This is a genomic window from Acidovorax sp. Root267 (assembly GCF_001429215.1).
Lineage (GTDB): Bacteria > Pseudomonadota > Gammaproteobacteria > Burkholderiales > Burkholderiaceae_C > Acidovorax > Acidovorax radicis.
In genome coordinates this window covers 59,558-86,221 of sequence record NZ_LMJC01000030.1, presented here as the reverse complement: position 1 = coordinate 86,221, position 26,664 = coordinate 59,558, and the positions used below count along the sequence as shown (strand labels likewise).

Annotated in this window: 20 protein-coding genes; 6 read left to right on the top strand and 14 right to left on the bottom strand. The window is 66.8% G+C overall.

Going from position 1 to position 26,664, the window contains the following annotated elements:
- Positions 1-60: 60 nt before the first annotated feature.
- The 7 genes from ASE39_RS19030 to ASE39_RS19000 all read right to left on the bottom strand — a co-directional run bounded on the left by ASE39_RS19030 (position 61) and on the right by ASE39_RS19000 (position 10,336).
- A complete protein-coding gene (locus tag ASE39_RS19030) occupies positions 61-1,092 on the bottom strand; it encodes an ABC transporter substrate-binding protein (RefSeq protein ID WP_057272170.1) in 1,032 nt (343 codons plus the stop codon).
- 240 nt (positions 1,093-1,332) lie between these two features.
- On the bottom strand, positions 1,333-3,639 hold the full coding sequence (locus ASE39_RS19025) for an NADP-dependent malic enzyme (RefSeq protein ID WP_057228694.1): 2,307 nt from the start codon (positions 3,637-3,639) through the stop codon (positions 1,333-1,335).
- A gap of 195 nt (positions 3,640-3,834) precedes the next feature.
- Positions 3,835-5,322 (bottom strand): nucleobase:cation symporter-2 family protein, encoded by a 1,488-nt coding sequence (locus ASE39_RS19020; protein ID WP_057228692.1) that lies wholly within the window; start codon positions 5,320-5,322, stop codon positions 3,835-3,837.
- A 204-nt stretch (positions 5,323-5,526) separates the two neighbouring features.
- Entirely contained in the window at positions 5,527-6,231 is a 705-nt protein-coding gene (locus ASE39_RS19015) for a GntR family transcriptional regulator (RefSeq protein ID WP_057228691.1), read from the bottom strand.
- 13 nt (positions 6,232-6,244) lie between these two features.
- Positions 6,245-8,086, bottom strand: coding sequence for a methyl-accepting chemotaxis protein (locus ASE39_RS19010; RefSeq protein ID WP_057228689.1), 1,842 nt, complete (start codon positions 8,084-8,086; stop codon positions 6,245-6,247).
- Positions 8,087-8,170: 84 nt separating this feature from the next.
- Positions 8,171-9,004, bottom strand: coding sequence for a transporter substrate-binding domain-containing protein (locus ASE39_RS19005; protein WP_010461720.1), 834 nt, complete (start codon positions 9,002-9,004; stop codon positions 8,171-8,173).
- Positions 9,005-9,055: 51 nt separating this feature from the next.
- Positions 9,056-10,336, bottom strand: coding sequence for a C4-dicarboxylate transporter DctA (locus ASE39_RS19000; protein WP_057272169.1), 1,281 nt, complete (start codon positions 10,334-10,336; stop codon positions 9,056-9,058).
- Positions 10,337-10,549: 213 nt separating this feature from the next.
- On the opposite strand from ASE39_RS19000, the gene ASE39_RS18995 reads away from it, so the two are divergent.
- Complete coding sequence (locus ASE39_RS18995; RefSeq protein WP_057228685.1) at positions 10,550-11,920, top strand: glycerate kinase; 1,371 nt, start codon at positions 10,550-10,552, stop codon at positions 11,918-11,920.
- Between the two features lie 318 nt (positions 11,921-12,238).
- On the opposite strand, the gene ASE39_RS18990 is transcribed toward ASE39_RS18995, so the two are convergent.
- Entirely contained in the window at positions 12,239-13,168 is a 930-nt protein-coding gene (locus tag ASE39_RS18990; protein ID WP_057228683.1) for a LysR family transcriptional regulator, read from the bottom strand.
- Positions 13,169-13,321: 153 nt separating this feature from the next.
- Between ASE39_RS18990 and gcl the strand changes: the two genes are divergently transcribed.
- The 3 genes from gcl to glxR all read left to right on the top strand — a co-directional run bounded on the left by gcl (position 13,322) and on the right by glxR (position 17,010).
- Positions 13,322-15,112, top strand: coding sequence for a glyoxylate carboligase (gene gcl, locus ASE39_RS18985; protein WP_057228680.1), 1,791 nt, complete (start codon positions 13,322-13,324; stop codon positions 15,110-15,112).
- A gap of 153 nt (positions 15,113-15,265) precedes the next feature.
- Complete coding sequence (hyi, locus tag ASE39_RS18980) at positions 15,266-16,045, top strand: hydroxypyruvate isomerase (protein ID WP_057272168.1); 780 nt, start codon at positions 15,266-15,268, stop codon at positions 16,043-16,045.
- 50 nt (positions 16,046-16,095) lie between these two features.
- Positions 16,096-17,010, top strand: coding sequence for a 2-hydroxy-3-oxopropionate reductase (gene glxR, locus ASE39_RS18975; protein ID WP_057272326.1), 915 nt, complete (start codon positions 16,096-16,098; stop codon positions 17,008-17,010).
- Between the two features lie 110 nt (positions 17,011-17,120).
- Here glxR and ggt read toward each other — a convergent pair whose 3' ends face one another.
- Positions 17,121-18,905: a gamma-glutamyltransferase gene (gene ggt / locus ASE39_RS18970; protein WP_057272167.1), complete on the bottom strand. Its 1,785-nt coding sequence runs from the start codon at positions 18,903-18,905 to the stop codon at positions 17,121-17,123.
- Between the two features lie 204 nt (positions 18,906-19,109).
- The gene (locus ASE39_RS18965; RefSeq protein WP_057272166.1) at positions 19,110-19,850 is read right to left on the bottom strand and encodes a GNAT family protein; all 741 of its coding nucleotides are present in this window, start codon (positions 19,848-19,850) and stop codon (positions 19,110-19,112) included.
- Between the two features lie 142 nt (positions 19,851-19,992).
- Here ASE39_RS18965 and ASE39_RS18960 point away from each other — a divergent pair, with 142 nt between their 5' ends.
- The gene (locus tag ASE39_RS18960) at positions 19,993-21,489 is read left to right on the top strand and encodes a PLP-dependent aminotransferase family protein (protein ID WP_057272325.1); all 1,497 of its coding nucleotides are present in this window, start codon (positions 19,993-19,995) and stop codon (positions 21,487-21,489) included.
- Positions 21,490-21,502: 13 nt separating this feature from the next.
- Here the strand turns inward: ASE39_RS18960 and ASE39_RS18955 are convergent, their stop codons facing one another.
- The 4 genes from ASE39_RS18955 to ASE39_RS18940 are packed head-to-tail and all read right to left on the bottom strand — an operon-like array spanning position 21,503 to position 26,196.
- The gene (locus tag ASE39_RS18955; protein WP_057272165.1) at positions 21,503-22,741 is read right to left on the bottom strand and encodes an ArgE/DapE family deacylase; all 1,239 of its coding nucleotides are present in this window, start codon (positions 22,739-22,741) and stop codon (positions 21,503-21,505) included.
- Entirely contained in the window at positions 22,738-24,516 is a 1,779-nt protein-coding gene (uraD, locus tag ASE39_RS18950) for a 2-oxo-4-hydroxy-4-carboxy-5-ureidoimidazoline decarboxylase (protein WP_057272324.1), read from the bottom strand. The genes ASE39_RS18955 and uraD overlap by 4 nt, the downstream gene beginning before the upstream one ends.
- 10 nt (positions 24,517-24,526) lie before the next feature.
- On the bottom strand, positions 24,527-25,486 hold the full coding sequence (gene puuE, locus ASE39_RS18945; protein ID WP_057272323.1) for an allantoinase PuuE: 960 nt from the start codon (positions 25,484-25,486) through the stop codon (positions 24,527-24,529).
- Positions 25,487-25,527: 41 nt separating this feature from the next.
- Positions 25,528-26,196 (bottom strand): GntR family transcriptional regulator, encoded by a 669-nt coding sequence (locus tag ASE39_RS18940; RefSeq protein WP_057228665.1) that lies wholly within the window; start codon positions 26,194-26,196, stop codon positions 25,528-25,530.
- 108 nt (positions 26,197-26,304) lie between these two features.
- Between ASE39_RS18940 and uraH the strand changes: the two genes are divergently transcribed.
- A complete protein-coding gene (uraH, locus tag ASE39_RS18935) occupies positions 26,305-26,655 on the top strand; it encodes a hydroxyisourate hydrolase (RefSeq protein ID WP_057228663.1) in 351 nt (116 codons plus the stop codon).
- The last annotated feature ends 9 nt before the right edge of the window (positions 26,656-26,664 follow it).

Genomic DNA, 26,664 nt, shown 5'->3' with positions numbered 1-26,664 from the left:
GCGCAAGAAGCTATTAAATTGATAGTAAAAAGGCAGTGCTTGACGAACTTGCTTGCTTGTTTACTTCTTCGGCAGGATGTTCAACTCGGCCGCGCTGGGCAGAAAGCTGGCGTTCCACACATCGTCGGCGTTCACGCGCGTCTTGGTGTTGAACGCGTCCGACACCTGGGAGGCCATCAGCGACAGGCGGCCGGGTTTGGCCTGGCCAAAACCTTCGGCGCGTGCATCGGGGCTGTTGATGACGGTGTCGATGGCCAGTTGCAGGCGGCGGGTTTCGAGCGGCACGTTCACGATGCCGTCGCGCGCCTTCACGTGTTCGATGGCGGCTGCCGGGTTGGCGATGACGTCCTTGGCGCCCTTGGTGAAGGCCGAGAGGAAGGCCTTGACGGCGGCCGGGTTCTCCTTGATGAGCTTGGGGCTGGCGATGATCACGTTGCCATACAGCTTCACGCCAAAGTCGGCATAGGGCAGCACCACCACGTCGGCGGCCTTGGCGCCGCGGGCTTCCAGGTTCAGCAGCGAGGTGAAGGTGAAGCCGGTGATGGCGTCCACGTCGCCGCGCACCAGCATGGTTTCGCGCAGCGGTGGGTCCATGGCGGTCCACTGCACAGCGCCGATGCCGTTGGCCTTCTGGAAGATGGGGAACGCGCGGCGGCCGGCGTCGAACACGGGGGCTCCCAGCTTCTTGCCGGCCAGGTCGGCGGGTTTGGTGATGCCGCTCTTCTTGAGCGCCATGACCGAGGCGGGTGTGTTGTTGTAGACCACCATCACCGCCACGGGCTTGTTCTGCGCGTCAGGGTTGTTGGCGTGGAACTCCATCACAGCGGCCAGGTCGGCAAAGCCGATGTCGTAGGTGCCTGAGGCCACGCGCTGCACCGCGCCGCCCGAGCCGTTGCCCGCATCCACCGTCACATCCAGCCCGGCGGCCTTGAAATAGCCCTTGGCCACCGGCTGCAGGAACAGCGCAGCAGGGCCTTCAAAACGCCAGTCGAGCTGGAACTTGATAGGGGTGAGCGTTTGCGCTTGCGCCAGCGAGAACGTGCTGGCAGCGGCCAGCAGTGCGGCGGATTGCAGGAACGATCGTTTTTTCATGGGGGGCTCCTGTCGGGGAAGGGCTGGGGAAGGTGCCGTCAACACGGCTGGATAGCCATGGACTCAGCAAAATCGATGCCTGATTTCGCGGTAGCGCAACCAGGCATGCAGCCATTGTTCCCTGAAGTGGTGCGTGCGGGCATGCAGGGTTTCCCCGCATGGTGCAAGCGCCCGCTGGTTTGCACCGCCCAGGGGCTATGCCCTGGGGGCGAAGGGCTCCGCAGGCCCTTCGGTGTGCCCTTATTTGGGGCGTGCGGCCGCGCTGGCCACGGCCAGCGCCGTCATGTTGAGCACCCGGCGCACGGTGGCGGCCGGGGTCAGGATGTAGGCCGTGGCGGCGGCGCCCATCAGGATGGGGCCCACGGTCACGCCACCGCTGGTGGTGGTCTTGAGCACGTTGTAGAGGATGTTGGCGGCATCCAGGTTGGGGCAGATCAGCAGGTTGGCCGAGTCCGTCAGGGTCGAGTCCGCCATGTAGGCATTGCGGATGTTCGGCTCCAGTGCGGCATCGCCGTGCAGCTCGCCATCGCATTCGATGTCGGGGTGGGCGGCCACGAACAGGTCGCGGGCCAGCCGCATCTTCTTGGCCGATGCGCGCTTGGACGAGCCATAGCTCGAATGCGACAGGAAAGCCACCTTGGGTGGCAGGCCAAAACGCTGCACTTCCTGCACGGACATCCAGGCGATGTCGGCCAGCTGCTGGGCGGTGGGGTCTTCGTTCACGTAGGTGTCGGCAATGAAGAGCGTGCCCCGGTTGGTCATCAGCGCGTTGAGCGCGGCATAGTCGTTCACGCTCTCCTGGCGGCCGATGATGCTGTGGATGCGCTCCAGGTGTGTCTCGTACGTGCCCACCAGACCGCAGATCATGGCGTCCGCATCGCCCAGCTTGACCATCAGCGAGGCGATGATGGTGTTGGAGCGGCGCACGGCCGCCTTGGCCACTTCGGGCGTGGCGCCGTTGCGCTTCATGAGCTGGTGGTAGTGCTCCCAGTACTGGCGGAAACGGGGGTCGTCCTCGGGGTTGCACACCTCCACATCCTTGCCCAGCTGCATGCGCAGGCCGGCCTTGGCAATGCGGGCGGCGATCACGGCGGGGCGGCCGATGAGGATGGGCTGGGCGATCTTGTCGTCAATCGCCATCTGCGCGGCGCGCAGGGCACGCTCGTCCTCGCCGTCGGCGTAGGCCACGCGCTTTTGCGCGTCAGGCAGGGCCTTGGCCGCGTTGATCACGGGGCGCATCAGCATGCCGGTCTGGTAGACGAAACGCGACAGGGTCTCCTTGTAGGCCTCCATGTCTTCAATGGGGCGCGTGGCCACACCCGACTCCGCTGCGGCTTTGGCCACGGCGGGCGCGATCTTGAGGATCAGGCGCGAGTCGAACGGTGTGGGGATGAGGTAGTCGGGGCCAAAGGTGAGTTCCTTGCCCGCGTAGGCGCTGGCCACTTCTTCGCTGATGTCGGCCTTGGCCAGGTCGGCAATCTGGCGCACGCAGGCCAGCTTCATCGCTTCGGTGATCTTGGTGGCGCCGCAGTCGAGTGCACCCCGGAAGATGTAGGGGAAGCACAGGACGTTGTTGACCTGGTTGGGGTAGTCCGAGCGGCCCGTGGCAATGATGCAGTCGGGGCGGATGGCCTTGGCGAGTTCGGGGCGGATCTCGGGCTCGGGGTTGGCCAGCGCCAGGATGATGGGCTTCGGAGCCATGGTCTTGACCATCTCGGCGGTGAGCACGCCCGGGGCCGAGCAGCCCAGGAACACATCGGCGCCATCCACCGCATCGGCCAGCGTGCGCGCGTCGGTCTTCTGGGCATAGCGCGCCTTGGACTCGTCGTAGCCACCGGGGCGGCCTTGGTAGATCACGCCCTTGGAGTCGCACATGAAGATGTTCTCTACCTTCACGCCCAGGCCCACCATCACGTTCACGCAGGCAATGGCAGCAGCGCCAGCGCCCGAGACAGCGATCTTGACAGCTCCAATCTCCTTGTCCACCAGCTCCAGGCCGTTGAGCAGCGCTGCGCTGGAGATGATGGCCGTGCCGTGCTGGTCGTCATGGAACACCGGGATGTTCATGCGCTTGCTCAGCTCTTGCTCGATGTAGAAACACTCGGGCGCCTTGATGTCTTCGAGGTTGATGCCGCCCAGCGTGGGCTCGAGCGCCGCAATGATCTCGATGAGCTTGTCGGGGTCGCGCTCGGCCAGTTCGATGTCGAACACGTCCACGCCTGCAAACTTCTTGAACAGGCAGCCTTTGCCCTCCATCACCGGCTTGCTGGCCAGGGGGCCGATGTCGCCCAGGCCCAGCACGGCCGTGCCGTTCGTGATCACCGCCACCAGGTTGCCGCGCGAGGTGTAGTCAAACGCCTTGGACGGGTCGGCCGCGATGTCTAGGCAAGGGTAGGCCACGCCCGGCGAGTAGGCCAGCGACAGGTCGCGCTGGTTGGACAGGGGCTTGGTGGGGGTGACCGAAATCTTGCCCCGGGTGGGGTTGCGGTGGTATTCGCGCGCAGCGTCGCGCAAGGCCTGTTCGGCGGCGGAAATGTTCTGTGTCATACGGAAATCCTGGAAGTCCTCGGCGGAATGCAAAACAAGGGTACCCGATGGCGCGGCTGGCTGGCATGCAGGTTTATGCGTATGCCGCATGAATCCAAAACCCCCTGGCAGCCGGTGCGGTCAGGGGGTGGGGCCAGCAGGCTGTGGCCAGTTCTTGGATGGTGAGCATTTTCCGGGCAGCGGGCAGGCGGGACGCTAGTGGGCGTCGGCCTGGCGTGCGGCGTTCACAGCGGCGGAGGTGTCGCGGCTGGCGCCATTGAAGAAAACGTTCAGGGCCACGGCCGCGATCGAGGCCAGCAGGATACCGGATTCGATCAGGGGGTGGATGGCATGCGGCATCCACTGGCGGAAGTTGGGCGCGATGAGCGGGATCATGCCCACGCCGATCGACACGGCCACGATCATGGCGTTGAAGCGGTTGTGCTTGAAATCCACCCCGCCCAGGATGCGGATGCCGGTGGCCGCCACCATGCCGAACATCACCAGCCCGGCGCCCCCCAGCACCATGGTGGGCAGCGATTCGACCAGCGCCGCCATCTTGGGCAGCACGCCCAGCACGATCAGGATCACGCCGCCGGCCACGCAGACAAAGCGGCTCTTGACGCCGGTGACGGCCACCAGCCCCACGTTCTGCGAGAAGCTGGTGTACGGAAAGGTGTTGAAGATTCCGCCCAGCAGCGTGCCCAGGCCATCCGTGCGCAGGCCGCGCGTCAGAGCGGCCTGGTCCACCTTGCGGTCGGTCATCTCGCCCAGGGCCAGGAACATGCCGGTGGATTCGATCATCACCACGATCATCACCAGCGTCATGGTCAGGATCAGGATGGGGTCGAACACGGGGCCGGCGATCTCGAACGGCAGCACCAGGTCAAACCACTGCGCCTTGGCCACCTTGTCGAAGTTCATCATGCCCAGCGCCACGGCCACCACCGCACCAATGACGATACCCAGCAGCACCGAGATGTTGGCGATGAAGCCCTTGGCAAACTTGGCGATCAGCAGGATGGACAGCAGCACCAGGCCCGAGATGCCCACGCCGGTCAGGTCGGCGTATTTGGGGTTGGGCACCGTGGGCACCACCGCAAAGCCCTTGGGCACGGGGGGCAGGGACGAGCCGGGTGCCCCGGCGACGGACTGCATCTCGCTGAGCCACTTGATGTGCTCGGGGTTCACCACATTGGGCGCCGTGGGGCCCACTGGATTGCCAAAGATCCAGTTGATGCCTACGCGCATCAGACTGATGCCGATGACCGCAATGATGGTGCCGGTGACCACGGGCGGAAAAAACCGCAGCATGCGGCTCACCAGTGGCGCGATCAGGATGGAGATGACGCCCGCCCCGATCACCGATCCAAAGATCAGTCCGGCTCCGGCCGTGCCTCCCGTGCTTTGTGCCATCGAGATCATCGGGGCCACCGAGGCAAAGGTCACGCCCATCATCACGGGCAGCTGGATGCCGAACCAGCGCGACGCCCCCAGTGCCTGGATCAGCGTGACCAGCCCACAGACGAACAGGTCGGCAGAGATCAGCTTGGCCACCTGGTCGGGTGTGAGGTTGAGCGCACGCCCCACGATGAGTGGCACGGCCACCGCGCCAGCGTACATCACCAGCACATGCTGAAGGCCCAGCGCCGTAAGTCGCCCCAGGGGCAGGTGTTCGTCCACGGGGTGTACGGGTGGGTTCATGGCGTGTCCTTAGGGTGGATCAGTGTGAATACGAGATGGGTACTGGTGCGAAATGGTGCACAACAGTCCATACAAAAATCGTATACAAAATGACCGGACGCGCTTATCCCGGTAAACCCTTAGAACGGGCAGCCGCAAACCGCTGCCCCAAACGTGGGCTGCTGGGGGCGTTGGGGTAGGGGCGTGCAACGCCTGCGGCTGGACCTAGCCCCGGTGCGTGGATGCTGCCTTGGCGCGTTGGCCGGTCAGCGGTGCCAGGGATTCACGCAGCCGGTCCCGCACCAGCGGCTGGTCGGAGTTCAGTGCGCCTTCCACATGGCCGATGTGGGCCAGCATGCGTTCGCGGGCCAGCACGGTGTCGCCGGCCTCCAGGGCCTCCACGATGGCAGCGTGTTCGGCGCAGGACTGGCTGGCCGCGTGCTGTGACTGGTACAGCGAGGCCGCCAGCGTGGTGCGCGCGGTGAGGTCGCGCAGGATGTCACTGAGGCTGCGGTGGCCCATTGCCTCTGCCAGGCAGACATGGAAATCCGCCAGCAGGAAGGCGCGTGTGGCCGCGTCGGCGCCTTCGATGGCCTGCTGCTCATCGGCAATGTGTGCACGCAGGCGGCGGGTCACTGTCTGTAGCGGCTTGCCTGCGTCGGCCAGGATGCCCGATTCGATGATGCGCCGTGCCGAGAAGGCGTCGCGCGCATCCTCCACCGAAGGCTCCACCACGTACCAACCCCGGCGCGAGCGCACTTCGACAAAGCCGCGTGCCTGCAGCTGCATCAGCGCCTCGCGCACCAGCGTGCGGCTTACGCCGAAGAGGTCGGCCAATTCCTGCTCGCCCAGGCGTTCGCCGGGGGCGAGCTTCTGCGCAAGGATGGATTCCACCACCTGTTGGGCGATCTGGGTCTGGCTCAGGCTCATGGGGTCGATTGTGTCAGCGGGGCAGGGCTGGCAAGCCAGCGTGGATGGGCGCACGCGAGGCCTCCAGCTGGAAGCCGGCGACGGTGCGTGCGAGGTGGTGGGCCTGGTCGTTGAGCACGCCCGATGCGGCGGTGGACTCTTCAACCAACGCTGCATTTTGCTGCGTGGCGCGGTCCATCTCGGCCACGGCCTGGTTGATCTGGCCGATGCCGGCACTTTGCTCGGTCATGGAGCCATTGATTTCCCCCACGATCTGCGCCACGCGCTGGATGCCGTGCACGATCTCGTTCATGGTCTCGCCAACCGCGCGCACGCGCTGGGTGCCCGTGGCCACGCTGGCGCCCGAGGCGTCTATGAGCGCCCGCACCTCCCGGGCGGCCGTGGCGCTGCGGTGCGCCAGGCTGCGCACCTCGCTGGCCACCACCGCGAAGCCCCGGCCGTTCTCCCCCGCACGGGCAGCCTCCACGGCTGCGTTCAGTGCCAGGATGTTGGTCTGGAAGGCGATGGAGTCGATCACGCCGATGATCTCCCCGATGCGTGCCGAGGCGCTGGAAATCTCGTCCATGGTGCTCGCGGCGTCCGCCACCACCTCGCCGCCCCGGGTGGCGGTGGCGCTGGCCGAGCGGGCCAGTTGTGCGGCCTGCGCTGCGGCATCTGCAGACTGCTGCACGGTGGCTGTGAGCTGCGACAGCGAGGCAGAGGTTTCCTGTAGGTTGCTGGCCGATGTCTCGGTGCGGTGGGACAGGTCGTGGTTGCCAGCCTTGATCTCGTCGGTGGCCGTTTTCATGGATTCGACGCCCTGGCGCACGTCCTGCAGCACGGTGCTGATCTTGTCCACGAAGGCGTTGAACGAGGACGCGATCTGCGCCACCTCGTCGTGCCCGGTGACGGGCAACCGGTGCGTCAGGTCGCCGCTGCCCGATCCGATCTCATCCATCGCATCGCGCACCTGCGACAGCCGGCGGAAGGACTGCGCCGTGAGCAGTGCGCTGACACCCGCAGCGGCCAGCGCCAGCAGCACGATGGCGATGGCCGAGGTGCGCAGCACGCCTGCCAGGCCGGCGGTGGCCTCGGCCTTGTCCAGCGCGACGACCAGGTACCAGTCGGTGCCTGCCACGGGCAGTGCGCGCAGCAGCTTGGCAGAGCCTGCCAGTGTGGCCTCCAGCGCGTGGGTGGCAACGGGCAGCGCTGCGAGCACGGCGGGAGTGAGCGCGGGCGAGAGTTCTGAGGCGGGCTTGAGCATGCGCTGCGCATCGGGGTGCGCCAGCACCAGCCCGTCCTTGTCCACCACGAAGCCCAGGCTGCTGGGCGTGGGGTGCACTGCGGCCACCACTTCCTGCACGCCCTTGAGCGGAACCGCACCGCTCACTGCGCCTTGTGCCGCTCCGTCGCGCAGGATGGGCGCGGCGAACGACACAAAAGGCTCGCCCGTGGACGCGTCGCCGTAGGGCTTGGTGACCAGCAGCTTGCCGGTCTTCACCGCGCTTTGGTACCAGGGGCGCGCCGTGGGGTCATAGGTGGGTGGTGTGGTGGGGCTGCTCGATACCCAGCGCTTGTCCTGCCAGCCCACCGTGGTAACGGGAAAGCCATTGGCCTTGTTCATGTGCAGGACGATGCCCTGCGGGTCGCCATGCTCCACGGCGGCAGCGGCTGCCTGCACGGCCAGGGATTTGCTCGACACCCATTTTTCGATGGCCAGCGCGTTGCCCGAGGCGATGGCCGTGAGGTTGTCCTCGATGGTCTGCAGGGTTGCCGACCGCACGATGGCGTAGGTGGCGGCGCCCGTCAGTGCGAGGGCGGCGGTGACCGCTGCCGTGGTGATGAGCAGGATGCGGGTGCGGAGCGAAGTCATCATGGTGGGAGAGTTCTCGTGCCGGTGGCGGGGAACGCGCCTGCAGGCGGGGGAGGGCGGGGACCGCGCGGCGTGTGGAGCGCCTGCTCAGCCCTTGCCATCGCGGAACATCTCTGGCGACAGGCTGTGTTTGAACCAGTGCATGGCATTGACCATGAGCGCTTGCGATGACCGGGCCTGGGCCAGAAAGGCATCGACCCGCGCCAGCAGGCGAGGCTCGTGCTTGCGCACGCCGATGTGGCAGGGGCTTTGCCGCAGCACGGCCACCCGTTTGATACGCTCGCGCAGGGCGGTATCCGGGATGGATTCAGCCACCACATTGCCCGCCGCAAAGGCGTCGATGCTGCGGCGCACGTACGCATCAAGCATGGGGGCCGAGCTGTCGAATGCCACGGCTGTGGCGTGCGGTGCCTGGGCCTTGAACTCGGTCTCTTCCAGGCTGCCGCGCACCACGCCCACACGGCGGCCCTTGAGCGCGGCGAGGTCCGCCGGGCCCGCGCCGGAGTCACTGAAGATGCCCATGTAGGTCGGTGCGTAAGCGGTGGAAAAATCGATCTCGCGCTCGCGCTCCGCGGTCTTGCCCAGGCTGGCGATGATCAGGTCCACCCGGTCTTCGAGCAGGGCGGCCAGGCGGTCGCCGCTGGCCACGGGCAGGATCTTGAGCGACACCCGCAGGTCGCTGGCCAGCATGCGCGCCACCGCAATGTCAAAGCCATCGACCACGCCGTTGCGCGTGAAGCCGAACGGCGGAAACTCTTGCGGCACTGCCACGCGCAGCACCCGGCTGCGCAGGATGCGGTCCAGCTGGTCGGGCTCGCCCTTGCCCTGGGCGGCGGCGAGGCCCCAGCCGAAGGGAAGGGCGCACAGGCCCGCAGCGCCTGCGATGGCGCGGCGGCGGGTCAGAACGGTAGAAGGGGGCATGGGGTGGGCCGTGGTGTTGTGGGTTGTTATGGCTTGGCTTGTCGCATGCGGTCACTGCTGCTGCGGCGGCACGGCCTGGCCGTCTAGCACGGCGTGGGCGCGCTCGCGGTCGATATCGCCTTCCCACGCGGCAATGGCCACGGTGGCCACGCAGTTGCCGATCAGGTTGCCCAGCGCGCGGGCAATGCCCATGAACCAGTCCACCGACAGCACCAGCACCAGCCCGATGGCCGGGATGGCCGGAATGGCATGCAGCGTGGCCGCCAGCACCACGATGGCCGAGCCCGGCACGCCATGCGCGCCCTTGGACGTGACCAGCGAGATCGCCAGGATGGTCAGCAGGTCGGCCATGGAGATCGGCGTGTTCGTGGCCTGGGCGATGAACACGGCGGCCAGCGTGATGTAGATCGAGAACGCGTCCAGGTTGAACGAGTAGCCCGTGGGGATCACCAGGCCCACGGTCGAGTCGCGAATGCCCATGTGCTTGAGCTTGGCCATGATCTGGGGCAGCACGCTGTCCGACGAGGTGGTGGCGAACACCACGGCCAGCTCCTCGCGCAGGTAGCGCAGCAGCTTGAACAGGCTGAAGCCCGAGACCCGCATGATCAGGCCCAGCACCACCGCCACGAACAGGAACACCGCCGCATAGAACAGCACCACCAGCATGCCCAGCTGCTTGAGCGAGCCGATGCCGTACTTGCCCACCGTGAACGCCATGGCACCCAGCACGCCCAGCGGCGCCAGCTTGATGATCAGGCCCATGGTCTTGAAGAGCACGTGCGACAGGTCTTCGATCAGACTGGTGACCCGCGCACCGCGCTCGCCCAGCAGCGCCAGCGCGCAGCCAAAGATGATGGAGAACAGCAGCACCTGCAGCACGTCGCCATTGGCGAATGCGCTCACGGCGGTGGTGGGGATGAGCTTGAGCAAAAAGTCGCTGAAGCCGCCACCCGTGAGTTTGCTGGCGTTTTCCGCATAGGCGCCCATGGCCTTGGGGTCCAGCGCACTCGGGTCCACGTTCATGCCCACACCGGGCTCGAACCAAAATGCGAGCGCCAGGCCCAACACCAGCGCGATGGACGTGACCACCTCGAAGTAGATCAGCGACTTGATGCCCACCCGGCCGACCCGCTTGAGGTCGCCCGTGCCGGCAATGCCATGCACCACCACGCAAAAGACGATGAGCGGAATCAGCATCTTGATGAGCTTGATGAAGCCGTCGCCCAGAGGCTTGAGCTGTACGGCCGTATCGGGCCAGAACAGCCCGACGGCCACGCCGGCAATCAGGGCCAGGATCACCCGGCCGAACAAGGAGTTGAGGAAGCGGAGCATGGGAACCCTTTGACGAAAGAAAGGAGACGGTGGCACTGTGATCAATCTTGCATACAAGAACTGTAGACAAGTGTTGCGAGCCAGAACATGGGGTTATCCCGTGTTGGGCCCTGCCGTTGGGGGCCCGCCGGCGCGGTGGTGGTTGAAGCACTTTTGACTTTCACGCGCGGTTACCTTGGAGTTACTGCTCCACAATCGCCCGCGGAGACCACCATGACCAACAACGACAACGTGCCCGATCCCGTCTTCCAGCCCGCCGAGTTCCTCGAATACCTGTACCGGGTGGCCGTGCGCCGTGCGCTGCCGCTGCACAACACCGCCGCCTTTCTGCCCGCGCCGCCCAGCCGTGAGAGCGGAGGCCGCACCCTGGTGCTGGGTGCGGGCAAGGCCGGTGGCGCCATGGCGCAGGCGGTGGAGGCGCTGTGGCCGGTTGATGCGCCGCTGTCGGGCCTGGTCGTCACGCGCTACCACCACACGCCGCCGCGTGAGGCGGCGTTCCTGGGACTGCCGCCCCGGCCCGAGGGCTACCCGCAGCGCATCGAGGTGGTCGAAGCCGCGCACCCCGTGCCCGATGCGGCCGGCTTGGCCGCCGCGCAGCGCATCCTGGCGCTGACGCAGGGCCTTACCGAAAACGACCTGGTGCTGTGCCTGATCTCGGGCGGCGGCTCGGCCCTGCTCACGCTCCCGGCGGACGGCCTCACGCTCGAAGACAAGCAGCGCATCAACAAGGCGCTGCTCGAGAGCGGCGCCGCCATCGACGAGATGAACTGCGTGCGCAAGCACCTCTCGCGCATCAAAGGCGGGCGCCTGGCGGCGGCCTGCGCACCCGCGCGGGTGGTCACGCTCACCATCAGCGACGTGCCGGGCGACGACCCCTCGGTCATCGCCAGCGGCCCCACCGTGCCCGACGCCACCACCTGCGCCGATGCGCTGACCATCCTGGCGCGCTATGGCATCGACGTGCCCCCCGCAGTGCGCGTTGCACTGGAAGCAGGCGCGCTGGAAACCCCCAAGCCCGGCGACGCCGTGTTTGCGAACCATGTGGTGCACATGACGGCCACGCCCCAGCAGTCGCTGCAGGCCGCTGCCGAGGCCGCGCGTGCGGCCGGTGTGGCTGCGTACATCCTCTCCGACGAAATCGAAGGCGAATCGCGCGAGGTGGGCAAGGTGCACGCTGCGCTGGCCCGCGCTGTGGCAAGGCATGGCCAGCCGTTTGCGCGGCCCTGCGTGATCCTCTCGGGCGGCGAGACCACCGTCACCATCCGCCCGCGCGCACCCGACGCTGCCAAGGGCCGGGGCGGCCGGGCGGGCGAGTTCTGCATGGGGCTCGCGCAGGCGCTACAGGGCCAGCCTGGTGTGTGGGCGTTGGCTGCGGACACCGACGGTATCGACGGCGTGGAAGACAACGCCGGCGCGCGTGTGGTGCCCGACACCCTGGCGCGTGCCACCTCGCACGGCCTGTCCATCGCGGACCATCTGGACCGCAACGATGCGTATGGTTATTTCGATGCGCTGGGCGATCTGGTTGTCACGGGGCCCACGCACACCAACGTCAATGACTTCCGGGCGATCCTGATTTTGTAGCGGTTGGCGGTGGCTGTGCCTGGGCTGCAGGGCGATAAGGTCCAGGGTTTTTGCTGGCGCTGTGCCTGATCATTACCCCTCTCCCCAGCCCTCTCCCGCAAGGGGAGAGGGAGCTTGATGGGCGTCACGACGGCCAGGATGTTTGCAACGGCTGCGCCTGCGGCCATGCTTGAAGGCTGCAGCAAAAGCGGCTGACTCGGCCAAGACCGTACAACCACCACCGGCGTACCTTTCTTAACCCCCTCTCCCCTCGCGGGAGAGGGTTGGGGAGAGAGGGCCTCCAATTAGGGCGCAACCTCGTCATCTCCCAGCCATCCTTTACTTCCTCGCAGCCCCCTCACGCGGCAAAGCGTCAACCCAGTCCTTGCCAAACCGCCCCTGCAAAAACGCGACGAACGCCTGCACCTTCTGCGGCACCAGCCGCGGTGACGGGTATACCGCATGGATCTCCTGCTCGGGCAGGCGGCAGGTCTTGAGCACCTCTACCACGCGCCCTGCCGCCAGCGATTCCACCGCCACGTAGTGCGGCAGCGCCGCGATGCCCATGTGCGCGCGCGCCGCCGCCAGCAGCGCAGAGAGGTTGTTGGACCGCAGCCGCCCCGTGACCGGCACCGACACCGCCTCGCCGCTCGCATTGCGCAGCCGCCACAGGTCGTTGCCCTGCACGCTGCTGTAGATCAGCGTCGAATGGTCCTTCAGGTCCGACGGCCGGCGCGGCGTGCCGTGGCGGCGCAGGTAGGTGAGCGAAGCCACCAGCACCCAGGGGTTCATGCCCAGCGTGCGCGCGCCCAGGGCCGAGTCGGCCAGCTTGCCCAGGCGGATCGCCACGTCGATGCCGTGGGCCACCAGGTCGGTGTAGCGGTCCTCGAAGCTCAGGTCCAGCTGCACCTGCGGGTTCTGCGCCATGAACTCCAGCGCCAGCGGCACCACCACGCGCCGCCCGAACGCCACCGAGCTGCCCACCCGCAGCTGGCCCTGCACCTGCGTCTGGCGCACGCGCACCACGCTCTCGGCATCGGCCACGTCGGTCACGATGGCCTTGCACTTTTCGTAGTACAGCGCACCGGGCTCGGTCAGGCTCACGCCGCGCGTGTTGCGGTTGAGCAGCCGCACCTTCAGGTGTGCCTCCATGGCGGCCACCTGCTTGGTCACCGTGGGCTGTGTGGTGACGAACTCGCGGGCCACCTTGGTGAAGCTGCCGGTCTCCACCACCCGCACGAACATTTGCATGGCATCGAGCCTGTCCATCGTTTTTGCCTCCTTGCAGCGCATGGTGCAGCGCCTGTGCGCTGCGGCTTATTCCTGTGTGGAATAAATTTTATGGTCTGCCGCCACCTTCCGCCACAGCGGGTGCTTGCCTAGAGTTGCCACATCAACGACCCCAACCGAAGGAGATGTGCAATGCCAAGAATGAAGGCCATCGAGGCCGCCGTGAAGGTGATGGAGAAAGAGGGCGTGAGCGTTGCGTTCGGCGTGCCCGGCGCGGCCATCAACCCGCTGTATGCGGCGCTCAAGGCGCACGGCGGCATTGGCCACATCCTGGCGCGCCATGTGGAGGGCGCCAGCCACATGGCCGAGGGCTACACGCGTGCCGTGGCTGGCAACATCGGCGTGTGCATCGGCACCAGCGGCCCCGCCGGCACCGACATGATCACCGGCCTGTACTCGGCCAGTGCGGACTCCATCCCCATCCTGTGCATTACCGGCCAGGCGCCGCGCGCCCGCCTGCACAAGGAAGACTTCCAGGCGGTGGACATCGCCACCATTGCCAAGAGCGTGACCAAGTGGGCCACCACCGTGCTGGAGCCCGCGCAGGTGCCGCAGGCGTTCCAGCAGGCGTTCCACCTCATGCGCTCCGGCCGGCCCGGGCCCGTGCTCATCGACCTTCCCATCGACGTGCAACTGGCCGAGATCGAGTTCGACCTCGACACGTATGAACCCCTGGTGCCCTACAAGCCCGCCGCCACGCGTGCGCAGATCGAGAAAGCGCTCTCCATGCTCAACGGCGCCGAGCGCCCGCTCATCGTGGCGGGCGGCGGCATCATCAATGCCGATGCGTCGGACCTGCTGGTGCAGTTGGCCGAGCTGCTGGGCGTGCCGGTGATTCCCACGCTGATGGGCTGGGGCAGCATCCCCGACGACCACCCGCTCATGGCCGGCATGTGCGGCCTGCAGACCAGCCAGCGCTATGGCAATGCCACGCTGCTCGCCAGCGACTTCGTGCTGGGTATCGGCAACCGCTGGGCCAACCGGCACACGGGCTCGGTCGATGTGTACACCCGGGGCCGGAAGTTTGTGCACGTGGACATCGAGCCCACGCAGATCGGCCGCGTGTTCGCGCCGGACTTCGGCATCGTCTCCGATGCGGGCGCCGCACTCCGGCTCTTTGTCGACGTGGCACTCGAATGGCAGGCCGCGGGGCGCCTGAAGGACCACAGCAGCTGGGCCGCCGAATGCCTGGGCCGCAAGCACAGCGTGGACTACCTGCGCAAGACCCACTTCGATAGCGTGCCCATGAAGCCGCAGCGCGTGTATCAGTGCATGAACCGCGCGCTGGGCAAGGACGTGTGTTATGTCTCCACCATCGGTCTGTCGCAAATAGCGGGCGCGCAGTTTTTGCACGTGTACCAGCCGCGCCACTGGATCAACTGCGGCCAGGCCGGCCCGCTGGGCTGGACGGTGCCTGCCGCCCTGGGCGTGCGCGTGGCCGACCCGGCGCGCAAGATCGTGGCGCTGTCGGGCGACTACGACTTCCAGTTCATGATCGAGGAGCTGGCCGTGGGCGCGCAGTTCAAGCTGCCCTACATCCACGTGCTGGTCAACAACAGCTACCTGGGCCTGATCCGCCAGGCGCAGCGCAGCTTCAGCATCGACTACTGCGTGCAGCTCGCGTTCGACAACGTGAACATGGCCGAGGGCGAGGTGGCGCGCGGCTATGGCGTGGACCACGTGAAGGTGGTCGAAGGCCTGGGCTGCAAGGCCATCCGCGTGCACCGCCCCGAGGAGTTCGCGCCCGCCATCGCCCAGGCCGAGGCCTGGATGGCCGAGCACGCAACGCCCGTGGTCATCGAGGTGATCCTGGAGCGCGTGACCAACATCGCCATGGGCACGGAGATCGACAACGTCGTCGAGTTCGAGGAGCTGGCCACGCAGGTGGCGGATGTGCCGAGCGCGCTGGCGGTGCTGGACTGAGGCGACCCCCACCGTTCAGCCTGAGCTTGTCGAATGCCGCCTCAGTGCCCCGGCTTCGACAGGCTCAGCCCGAACGGTAGGGGCAGAGAGCCAGGCCGTCCTACAGCAGCCCCAGCTCCTCTTTTTTTGATTCACCTTCACGGAGACTTCCCCATGCCCCGCTTTGCTGCCAACCTCAGCATGCTGTTCACCGAGGTGCCTTTCCTCGACCGCTTCGAGCGCGCTGCCCGCGCCGGATTCGAAGCCGTGGAATTCCTCTTCCCCTACGTCCACACTCCTGAGGAACTGCGCGCACAGATTGACGCACACCACCTGCAGATCGTGCTGCACAACCTGCCCGCCGGCGACTGGGACGCGGGCGAGCGCGGCATTGCCTGCCACCCGGATCGCGTTGCCGAGTTCCGCGCGGGAGTGGCCCGCGCCATCACCTATGCGAAGGCGCTGGGCGTGCCGCAGCTCAACTGCCTGGCGGGCAAGGCACCTGCAGGGGTGGATGCTGCGGTGCTGCGCCGCACCCTGGTCGAGAACCTGCGCTTTGCTGCCACCGAACTGAGGGCAGCCGGCCTGCGCCTGCTGATCGAGCCCATCAACCCCTTCGATATCCCGGGCTTCTACCTCACCCGCACGGACCAGGCGCTGGCCATCCTGGACGAAGTGGATGCCAGCAACGCCTATGTGCAGTACGACATCTACCACGCGCAGCGCACCGAAGGCGAAATCGCGGCCACGCTGCAAAAGCACCTGCCACGCATCGGCCACGTGCAGCTGGCCGACAACCCCGGCCGCAACGAGCCGGGCACGGGCGAGATCAACTACCGCTACCTGTTCGCGCACCTGGACCGCATCGGATACGACGGCTGGGTGGGTTGCGAGTACCGGCCTGCACGCACCACGGAAATCGGCCTGGGGTGGCGCACGGCGCTGACCGCATGAGCCACAACCCACGGATCGACGAATCACCACCACACAAGGAGAACAAGAACATGACCGACACCCCCCTCAAACTCGGTTTCATCGGCCTGGGCATCATGGGCGCGCCCCTATGCGGCCACCTCATCGCTGCGGGCCACCAGCTGTATGTGCACACCCGGGGCCGTGTGGCGCCACAGATTGCCGAGAGCAGCGCCACGCAGTGCACCACCGCGCGCGGCGTGGCCGAGCGGGCCGACATCATCTTCCTGATGCTGCCCGACACGCCCGATGTGGAGAAGGTGCTGTTCGGCGCCGACGGTGTGGCCCAGGGCCTCAAAGGCAACGTGGGCAAGGTGGTGGTGGACATGAGTTCCATTTCGCCCGTGGCCACCAAGGACTTTGCGGCGCGCATCGAGGCCCTGGGCGCGCAGTACCTGGACGCCCCCGTTTCGGGCGGCGAACTGGGCGCGAAGAACGCCACGCTGTCCATCATGGTCGGCGGCCCCGAAGCGGTGTTCGACCGCATCCGGCCGCTGTTCGAGCGCCTGGGCAAGAACATCACCCTGGTGGGCGGCAACGGCGACGGGCAGACCGCCAAGGTGGCCAACCAGATCATCGTCGCCCTGAACATCGAAGCCGTGGCCGAGGCGCTGCTCTTTGCCGCCCGCGCGGGCGCCGACCCCGCCCGTGTGCGCCAGGCGCTGCTGGGCGGTTTCGCATCGTCGAAGATCCTGGAAGTGCATGCCGAGCGCATGATCCAGCGCAGGTTCGAGCCGGGCTTTCGCATCGGGCTGCACCAGAAGGATCTGAACCTTGCGTTGTCGAGTGCGCGGGCTCTGGGAGTGCCGCTGCCCAACACGGCGATGGCGCAGGAGCTGTTCAACGCCTGCGTGGCGCATGGTGGTCAGGGGTGGGACCACTCGGCGATGGTGCGGGCGCTGGAGAAGATGGCGAATTTCGAGATCGGGCAGGCATCGCCAGCCTGACGCCGACGGGCGTGAAAAATCCCGCTGGCCTTTCGGCGAGCGGGATTTTGGGTTTAATGGGCTTCTACCGCTTATCTATCAAGCGCTAGAAGCTATCAAATAAGTAGCAATCAATACCCCAGTGTCTTCCCATCCGGATTGCGCGGGTCCGAGTACCCATACAGCGCACCGCCCCGGATCTGGATGGTCTGCGTGCGGCCCATTGAGGGCTTCACGGCGATGTTGTGGCCGCGTTGCTTGAGCAGGGCCAGTGTGTCGGGCGAGAGGCCCTTTTCCACGCGCAGTTCGTCGGGCGTCCACTGGTGGTGCACACGCGGTGCTGCTGCGGCTTCCGCAGGGTTCATGCCGAAGTCGATGGTGTTGACCACCGTCTGCAGCACCGTGGTGATGATGCGCGCGCCGCCGGGGCTGCCGGTTACCAGGGTGGGCTTGCCGTCCTTCAGCACCAGGGTAGGCGTCATGGACGACAGGGGGCGCTTCTTGGCGGCCACGGCGTTGGCGTCGCCACCGACCAGGCCGTAGGCATTGGCCACGCCGGGCTTGGCCGAGAAGTCGTCCATCTCGTTGTTGAGCAGGATGCCCGTGCCCTTGGCCACGATGCCGCTGCCGAAGTTGGTGTTCAGCGTGTACGTCACGGCCACGGCGTTGCCGGCCTTGTCCACCACCGAGTAGTGGGTGGTCTGGTCGCTCTCAAACGGCTGGGGCTGGCCGGGCTTGATGCTCTTGCCGCTGCGTGCGGTGTTGGCGTCGATGCCCTTGGCCAGCGACTCGGCGTAGCGCTTGGAGGTCAGGCCCTTGAGCGGGATCTTCACGAAATCCGGATCGCCCAGGTACTCGGCGCGGTCGGCGTACGCGAGCTTCATGCTCTCGGCCATGTAGTGGATGGTCTGCGCGCTGTTGGGGCCCCACTGGGCCAGGGGCAGGGGCTCCAGCATGTTCAGGATCTGCACCAGGTGCGGGCCGCCGGAGGAGGGTGGCGGCATGGTCACGATCTCGTAGCCACGGTAGGTACCGCGCGTGGGCACGCGCTCGGCCACCTTGTACTCGCGCAGGTCCTGCAGGCTGATGGCGCCCGCGTGCGGTGCCATCTCGGCGGCGATCTTCTGGGCGATCTCGCCTTCGTAGAAAGCCTTGGCGCCTTGCTGGCCGATCAGGCGCATGGACTGGGCCAGGTCTTTCTGCACCAGCGGGTCGCCCACCTTCAGGGGTTCGCCGTTCTTCCAGAAGATGGCCTGGGTGGCGGGCCATTTGCCCATGTTCTTCTTTTCCTGCTGCAGGATCTTGGCCAGCGTCTCGCTGACCGGGAATCCCTTGTCCGCCAACTCGATGGCGGGGGCAATCACACGCGACAGGGGCAGGGTGCCCCAGGTCTTGAGCGCATGCTCCATGCCGGCCACGGTGCCGGGCACGCCCACGGCGTAGTGGGTGTACAGCGACTTGCCGTCCACCACATTGCCCTTGGCATCGAGGTACATGTCGCGCGTGGCCTTGATGGGCGCCACTTCGCGGAAGTCCAGCGCCACGCTCTTGCCGGTCTTGGCGTCGTGCACCACCATGAAACCGCCGCCGCCCAGGTTGCCCGCATTGGGCAGGGCCACGGCCAGCGCAAAGCCGATGCCCACGGCCGCATCCACCGCGTTGCCGCCGGCCTTGAGGATGTCCAGGCCGATCTGCGAGGCCAGCTCCTGCTCGGTGGCGACCATGCCGTTGCGCGCCACCACGGGGTGGAACACGTCCATGTCGAAGTCGTACGCGGCGCTGGCAGCCTGGGCCGATGCGGTCTGCTGTACGGCGGGCGCGGGCGCTGCTGCCGTGGTGGGTGTGCTGCCGCAGGCCGTGAGGCTGGCCAGCGCCAGCGCCAGGCTGGAGGCCAGCAGCGTGTGTCGTATGTTCATGGGTGATGCTCCTGAGATGGTTTTTTGCTCTGTAGGAAGGGGAGGGCGGGTGGGCCCTGCGAAGGGCGCCCGCGGCAAGTGTAGGGTGGGCACGCGCTGCGTGCGGGCAGCGGGTTATGCCGATTGAGTATGTACCCAGTGCACGCCCGTTATTCCTGCTTTTTGTGCAGGAGGTGCTGCACGGCGCCGCACTCCTCGATGCCTTCAGCGCGGTGGTTGTGAAGCCCCTGGGCCCCGTGATTCGCGCACCTGCGTCAGCGAGCGCCGCTGGCGCCCCTGTGCATCCTGGTTGTCGTCCGACAGCCAGGCCTCGAACACCTGCCGCAACCCGGGCCATTCGGTGTCGATGATGGAAAACCAGGCGGTGTCGCGGTTGCGGCCCTTGTAGACCACGGCCTGGCGGAAGATGCCCTCAAACTGGAAACCCAGGCGCGCGGCCGTGCGCCGCGAAGGGGCGTTGAGGCTGTCGCACTTCCACTCGTAGCGGCGGTAGCCCAGCGTGTCGAACACATACGCCATGAGCAGGAACTGCGCCTCGGTGGAGGCGGGGGTCTGCTGGAGCAGGGGGGAGAACATCACGTTTCCGACCTCGATGGCGCCATGGGTGGGATCAATGCGCATCAGCGCCAGGGTGCCCACGGCCTTGCCTGTGGCCTTGTCCACCACGGCGAAGTGGCGAGGGTCGGTACTCTGTGCAGCGCTCTGTGCATAGCGGTGGTAGTCCTCGGGCGTGTCGAATGGGCCGATGAACATGTAGGTCCAGGCGCGCGGGTCCGGCGCGAGCCGGTAGGCCGTGTCCAGGTCGGCCGCGTGGCGGTCGGCCTGAAGCGGCTCCAGCCGGCAGTGGCGGCCCACCAGGGTGACGCCGGCGGGTTGGGGGCGGGGTGTCCAGCCGGGCGCGGGGGCACCGATGGGCTGGGCGAAATCATTCATGAAGGTGGACATGGAATTGCGCGGTCGAAGGGGCAAAAGAGAGAGAGGTCGAGCGTGTGACTTTAGGATTCTTGTGGACCGTTAAAAAGATCCACTCATGCACAATCTGATGGTGCCACCGGGGTTGCTATCTGGTGGCTTTTCACAGGCCACCATGATCCAACGCCTCCCTGCCATCGACCCCGTCCGCCATGTCCTGCTGGAAGCCCCGCTGGTACGCGACCGGCAGGGCGACTCGCTGCAGCGCCAGCTCCTGGCCCGCATCCGCAATGCCATCCTGGATGGGCGCTTCCCCTCGGGCTGCCGCCTGCCGGGGTCGCGGGATCTGGCGACGGACCTGGGCGTTTCGCGCAATAGCGTGACAGCGGTCTATGAGCAGCTGGGGGCCGAGGGCTACATCGAGCTGAGCCGCCGGGGCACCAAGGTGTCCGCGCTGGACCGCAGCCGTGCCCGGGGCCATGCGGACCCCGCACGCGCTGTGCCGCCGCGCCTGTCCGAACGCAGCGCGCAGGTGGTCAGCCGTTTTGCCGATGCGGGCGAGACACTGGCCTTCAGGCCCGGTGTGCCAGCGCTGGCGCGGTTCCCCTTGAGTGCCTGGAAGAGCTGTTTTGACCGCGCCTTCAAGGCATCTGGCGTGTCGGCCCTGGGCTATGGCAATCCGGCGGGCGAAGCCGCCTTGCGGGGCGCCATCATGCGGCACCTGGCGGTGGCGCGCGGGGTGCGCTGCGAGGAAGGGCAGGTGGTCATCACCGAAGGTGCGCAGGAGGCGCTGAACCTGTGTGTGCGGCTGGTGGCCAACCCGGGTGACACGGCCTGGGTGGAGGACCCGGGCTACCGGGGGGCGCAGACCGCCTTCCAGTGCGGGGACCTCAAGGTCGAAGCCCTGCGGGTGGATGGCGCGGGCCTGGTGGTGCCTGCCGATGCCTGGACGGCAGCGCCGCCCCGGCTCATCTACACCACGCCGTCGCACCAGTACCCCACGGGCGGGGTGCTGCCCGTGGCCCGCAGGCTGGCGCTGATCCGCCAGGCGCAGGCCTGTGGCGCCTGGATCATCGAGGATGACTACGACAGTGAGTTTCGCCATGCGGGCGAGTTGATCGGTGCCATGCAGGGCCTGGTGCCTGAAGCGCAGGTGATGTACGTGGGCACGTTCAGCAAGACGCTGTTCCCGTCATTGCGGCTCGGGTTTGTGGTGCTGCCACAGGCCCTGGCGGCCGTGGCCGCACCACTGCTCAGGGAGACGCTGCGCGGCGGGCATCGCCACGAACAGCTGGCGCTGGCGGAGTTCATCGAGAGCGGGCAGTTCAGTCGGCACTTGGGGCGCATGCGGCGCCTGTACCGCAGCCGACAGGCGCTGTTGCGCGACGCATTGGCGCAGCACCTGGCCGTGCCACATGGGGTGCTGGGCGGTGACAGCGGCATGCACCTCACGGTGCGCCTGCCGCCCGAATACCCCGACCAGGCGATTGCTGAGGCGGCCCGCGCCTACGACATGGCCCCCGCGCCGCTGTCACGCTTTGCCCTGCGCGCACGGCCCGAAGACAACGGCCTGGTGCTGGGCTACGGCAATACGTCCGAATCGCAGTACCCGGCCCTGGTGCAGCGGCTTTCGCGGTTGACGCAGGCGCAGCGGGCACGCCGCAGCGCCTGAGCGCGAAACCGCATCAGGCGAGCAGGTCGCTCAGCGAGCGCGCAATCACCTTGGTGGCGCGGCGCAGGTCTTCGAGCTGCAGGCGCTCGTCGGCGCGCTTGGCGTGCGATTCGAGCACGGTGCGTGGGCCCGCGCCGTAGATCACGCCGGGGATGCCGCGCTCCACATACAGGCGCACATCGGTGTACAGCGGCGTGCCCACGGCGGGCACGGGCTCACCGATCACGGCCTGCGCATGCTTCTGGATGGCGTCCACCAGCGGCTGGTTGCCCGCCAGCGGTGTCATCGCATTGGCTAGCAGCAGGCGCTTGATCTCCACGCTGATGCCGTCGCGCTCGCCCGCCGCCTGCTCGATGATGCGGCGGATGGCGGTTTCCACCTCCACCGGGTTCTCCTCGGGGATCATGCGGCGGTCGAGCTTGAACATCACCTTGCCGGGCACGACGTTGGTGTTGGTGCCGCCCTCGATGCGGCCGACGTTCAGGTACGGGTGCTTGATGCCCGCCACGTTGGACGTAACCTTCTTGTACTCGTCGTTCTGCGCATACAGCGCGTTCAGGATGTGCACCGCGCCCTGCAGTGCGTCCACGCCAGTGTGGGGCACGGCGGCGTGGGCCATCTTGCCGTGCACGGTCACTTCCATCTGCAGGCAGCCGTTGTGGGCGGTGACCACTTCATAGCTGAAGCCGGCGGCGATCATCAGGTCGGGCTTGGTCAAGCCCTTCTGCAGCAGCCAGCCGGGGCCGAGTTCGCCGCCGAATTCCTCGTCGTAGGTGAAGTGCAGTTCCACCGCGCCCCGCGCGGGCTTGGCGACGGCTTCCAGCGCGCGCACCGCGAAGGTGAAGCTTGCAAAGTCGCTCTTGCTCACGGCGGTGGCGCGCCCATACATGGCGCCATCGACGATCTCGGCGCCGTAGGGGTCGTGCGTCCAGCCTTCGCCGGGGGGCACCACGTCGCCGTGGGCGTTCAGGGCGATGGTCTTGCCGCCGTCGCCGTACCGTCTGCGCACGATGAGGTTGGTGATGGACTCCATGCCGTAGGCCAACACGTCGGCGGCGGGCACGGCATGCTTCTCGGCGGTGTAGCCGAACTCGGTCAGCAGCTCGGCCGTGCGCTCGGCGTGGGGGGCGTTGTTGCCGGGTGGCGTGTCGGTGGGTACGCGCACCAGGGCCTGCAGAAAGCGCACTTCCTCGTCGAAGTGCTGGTCGATCCAGGCGTCCAGCGCTGCGTAGTTGTTGTTGTGGGTGGTCATGGTTGTTGTTCCTCTGCAAGTTGGCGCAGCACCTGGGTGAAGGCGTCCACGGCCAGCTGCATGTCGTTGTTGGTGGTGGATTCGAGCGGGTTATGGCTGATGCCGGAGTTCAGCCCGCGCACGAAGAGCATGGCTTGGGGCATGATTTCATGGAGCTTCATCGCATCGTGTCCCGCCCCGCTGGGCATGCGGAACACGGGCACGCCCAGCGTGTCCACAGCGCGCTCCCAGTGGTGCCGCCAGGCGGGCGCGCTGGGCGCAGCGGCGGCGCGCATGGATTCTTCCAGCGTGTAGCGTAGGCCGCGGCGGGCGGCGATTTTGGCAAGCTGCTCCTTCACGTCGCTCACCAGCGCATCACGCTGCGCATCGGTGGGCGCGCGCAGGTCGAGGCTGAATTGGCAGCGGCCGGGCACCACGTTGATGGAGCCTGCAGGCACCTGCAGCTGGCCGATGGTGCCCACCGAGTCGCCGTCCTGCGCCGCACGCTGCTCCACATACAGCGCCAGTTCCGCCACGGCCACGGCTGCGTCGCGGCGCCGGTCCATGGGGGTGGTGCCCGCGTGGCTGGCCGTGCCAATCATCTCGCACAGAAACCGCACGCTGCCGTTGATGGAGGTGACCACGCCCAGGGGCAGGTCCAGCTCATTGAGCACCGGGCCCTGCTCGATGTGCACCTCGATGAAGCCCAGGTACTGCGCGGGGTCACGCTGCAGTTTGGGAATGTCGTCGATGCACAAGCCCGCATGCTGCATGGCCGCGCGCATGGTCACGCCGTCCACGTCCTTCTGGTCGAGCCAGGCGGGGTTGAAGTCGCCAATGAGCGCGCCCGAGCCCAGAAAGGTGGCCTTGTAGCGCTGGCCTTCTTCTTCGGCAAAACCCACCACCTCGATGCCGAAAGGCAGACGTTTGCCGGCGCGGTGCAGCTCGCGCACGCAGGCCATGGGCACGAAGATGCCCAGTCGGCCGTCGTACTTGCCGCCGTTGCGCACGGTGTCGTAGTGGCTGCCGGTCATGAGGTAACGCGCGCCTTCTGTGGCAGGGTGGTAGCGCCCCACCACATTGCCTACGGCGTCGATCTCCACCTCGTCAAAGCCGCAGTCGCGCATCCAGTGGCTGATGCGCTGGGCGCACGCGCGGTGCGCGTCGGTGAGGTAGGTGACGGTGAGCTGGCCTTTTTCGGCAAAGCCGGGGTCGGAGTGCTCGGCAAGCTTTTCCTGCCAGTCCCACACGTCGTTGCCCAGCACGGGCTCGGCGGCGAACTTGTCGTTCAGGCGGATCTCGGCGATGCGGTGGATATTGCGCAGGGCTTCGGCCAGCTCGAACTCGGGGTGGTTGTCCAGGCGCCGGGCAAAGGTGTCGATGATTTCCTGCTTGGCCAGGCCCGTGCCACGCGGACCGCGCACCGCCAGGATGAAGGGGAAGCCGAAGCGCTCGTTGTATGCGGCGTTGAGCGCCTGGATGCGTGCGAACTCCTCGGGCGTGCACTGCGTGAGGCCCGCCTTGCTCTGCTCGTTGGTGGATTCGGCCGTGAGATTCTTCGCCACCATGGCCTTGCCCGCGAGTTCGGGGTGGGCGCGGATCAGCCCGAGCTGCGCGTCCTGGCCCGCCGAGCGCACCACCTGGGCCAGCGCATGCTGCAGGTGAGCCTGCGAGCGGAAGGGGCGCTGGGCCAGCGCCTGCTCGGCGATCCAGGGCGAGTGTTCGTACAGGCCGTCCAGCAGCTGCAGGGCCTCGGCAGGGCTGGCGGTGTTGAGTTGTTCCAGGGTCAGGGCGATGGCCATGGTGTCAGCCTGCTTTCTGAGAAGGGTAGGGGTGCGCCTGTTTCCAGTGGCGCGCGATGTCGATGCGGCGGCACACCCACACGTCGCTGTGCTGCTGGATATGGTCCAGGAAACGCTGCAGCGCTGTGATGCGGCCAGGGCGGCCCAGCAGGCGGCAGTGCATGCCAATGCTCATCATCTTGGGTGCGTTGTCGCCCGCAGGGTCACCTTCGGCGTACAGCGCGTCGAAGGTGTCTTTCATGTACTGATAGAACGGGTCGGCGTGCGAGTAGCCCTGCGGCAGCGCAAAGCGCATGTCGTTGCAGTCCAGCGTGTACGGAACGATGAGCTGGGGCACGGTGGCTCCGTTGCTCTTTTTCACGTCCATCCAGAACGGCAGGTCGTCGCCGTAGTAGTCGCTGTCGTATTCGAAGCCGCCAAAGTCGGCCACCAGGCGGCGGGTGTTGGGGCTGTCACGGCCGGTGTACCAGCCCAAGGCCCGGTGCCCGGTCATGTGTTCGATGATCTCCATCGCCTCGGCCATATGGGCGCGCTCGACCTCTTCGGGGATGTGCTGGTAGTGGATCCACTTGAGGCCGTGGCAGGCGATCTCGTGACCCAGCTGCACGAAGGCCTGGGTCAGCTCGGGGTGGCGCTGCAGTGCGCTCGACACACCGAACACCGTGAGCGGCAGCTTGCGCTTTTCGAACTCGCGCAGGATGCGCCACACGCCAGCGCGCGAGCCGTATTCGTAGATGCCTTCCATGCTCATGTGCCGCTCGGGGTAGCTCGCGGGGTTGAACATTTCGGACAGGAACTGCTCGCTGCCCGCATCGCCGTGCAGCACGGCGTTCTCGCCGCCTTCTTCGTAGTTGAGCACGAACTGCACGGCAATGCGCGCGCCGCCCGGCCACTGCGCGTGGGGCGGGGTCTTGCCGTAGCCGATAAGGTCGCGGGGGTAGGGCTGGGTGGAGTCGTAGATCATGGGCATCGGGGATTCAAGGGGTCATGTCACGGACGGGGATGTCACGCGCTGAGCGCGGCGGCCAGGTCGCTGGCCGGGCGCTTACGGTCGAAGGTCAGGCTGGCTTCCACATGTTCGAGGTGGGCCTGCATGAGGGAGACGGCCAGGGCCTCGTCGCGCGCGGCCAGGGCGGCCACGATGTCGCCATGCTCCTCGTGGGAATGCTCGGCGGCGCTGGCCGACTGGTACATCAGCGTGATGAGCGCGCAGCGCGAGATCAGGTCGCCCAGCATCTGCGCCAGTACCTCATTGCCCATGAGTTCGGCCATGCGCACGTGAAAGTCGCCGAGCAGCTCGGTGCGGCTGCTCGCGTCGGCCGTGCCCATGGCGGCCTTCTCACTGGCCACATGGGCGCGCAGGGCCTTGATCTTGGCAGGGGTCACGGTTTGCACAAAGGCGCGCGTCATTTCGGTTTCGAGCATGCGGCGCACGGCAAACACCTGGCGGGCTTCTTCCACCGACGGGGTGGACACGAACGCGCCGCGCGCGGGCTCCAGCGTCACGAGCCGGTTCTGCGCCAGCTGGAACAGCGCCTGGCGCACCAGCGTGCGCGACACGCCGAAATGGTCGGCGAGCTTCTGCTCGGCCAGCTTGGTGCCCGGCTGCAGGCGGTGCTCTACGATGGCACGCGTCAACGCGTCGACAATTGCACTGGTGGATGAGGATTCCATGGTGTCATGATACGTTGGAATGGCGAAAAGTGTATACACTTTTGGTCTACACGCTGCGGTCTGGCAATCCTCGCCGATCGGCTGTAAACCCGTTTCAGGAGATTCCCTATGGGATTGAGCACCCACGTTCTCGACACCATGAACGGCTGCCCCGCCGCTGGCATGGAGGTGACGCTGTACTCCACCGAGGGTGACAGCGCCACGCTGATCAAGCGCCTGGTGTTGAACCACGACGGCCGCACCGATGCGCCGCTGTTCGACAACGTCAGCCTGCGCACCGGCACCTACCGGCTGCGTTTTGATGTGGCGGGCTACTTCAAGGCCCGGGGCGTGCAACTGCCCGAGCCCAATTTTCTGAACCAGGTGAGCCTGGACTTCGGCATTGCGCATGCCGACCAGCACTACCACGTGCCGTTGCTGGTGAGCCCTTGGAGCTATTCGACCTACCGCGGCTCGTAGGGCGCGAAG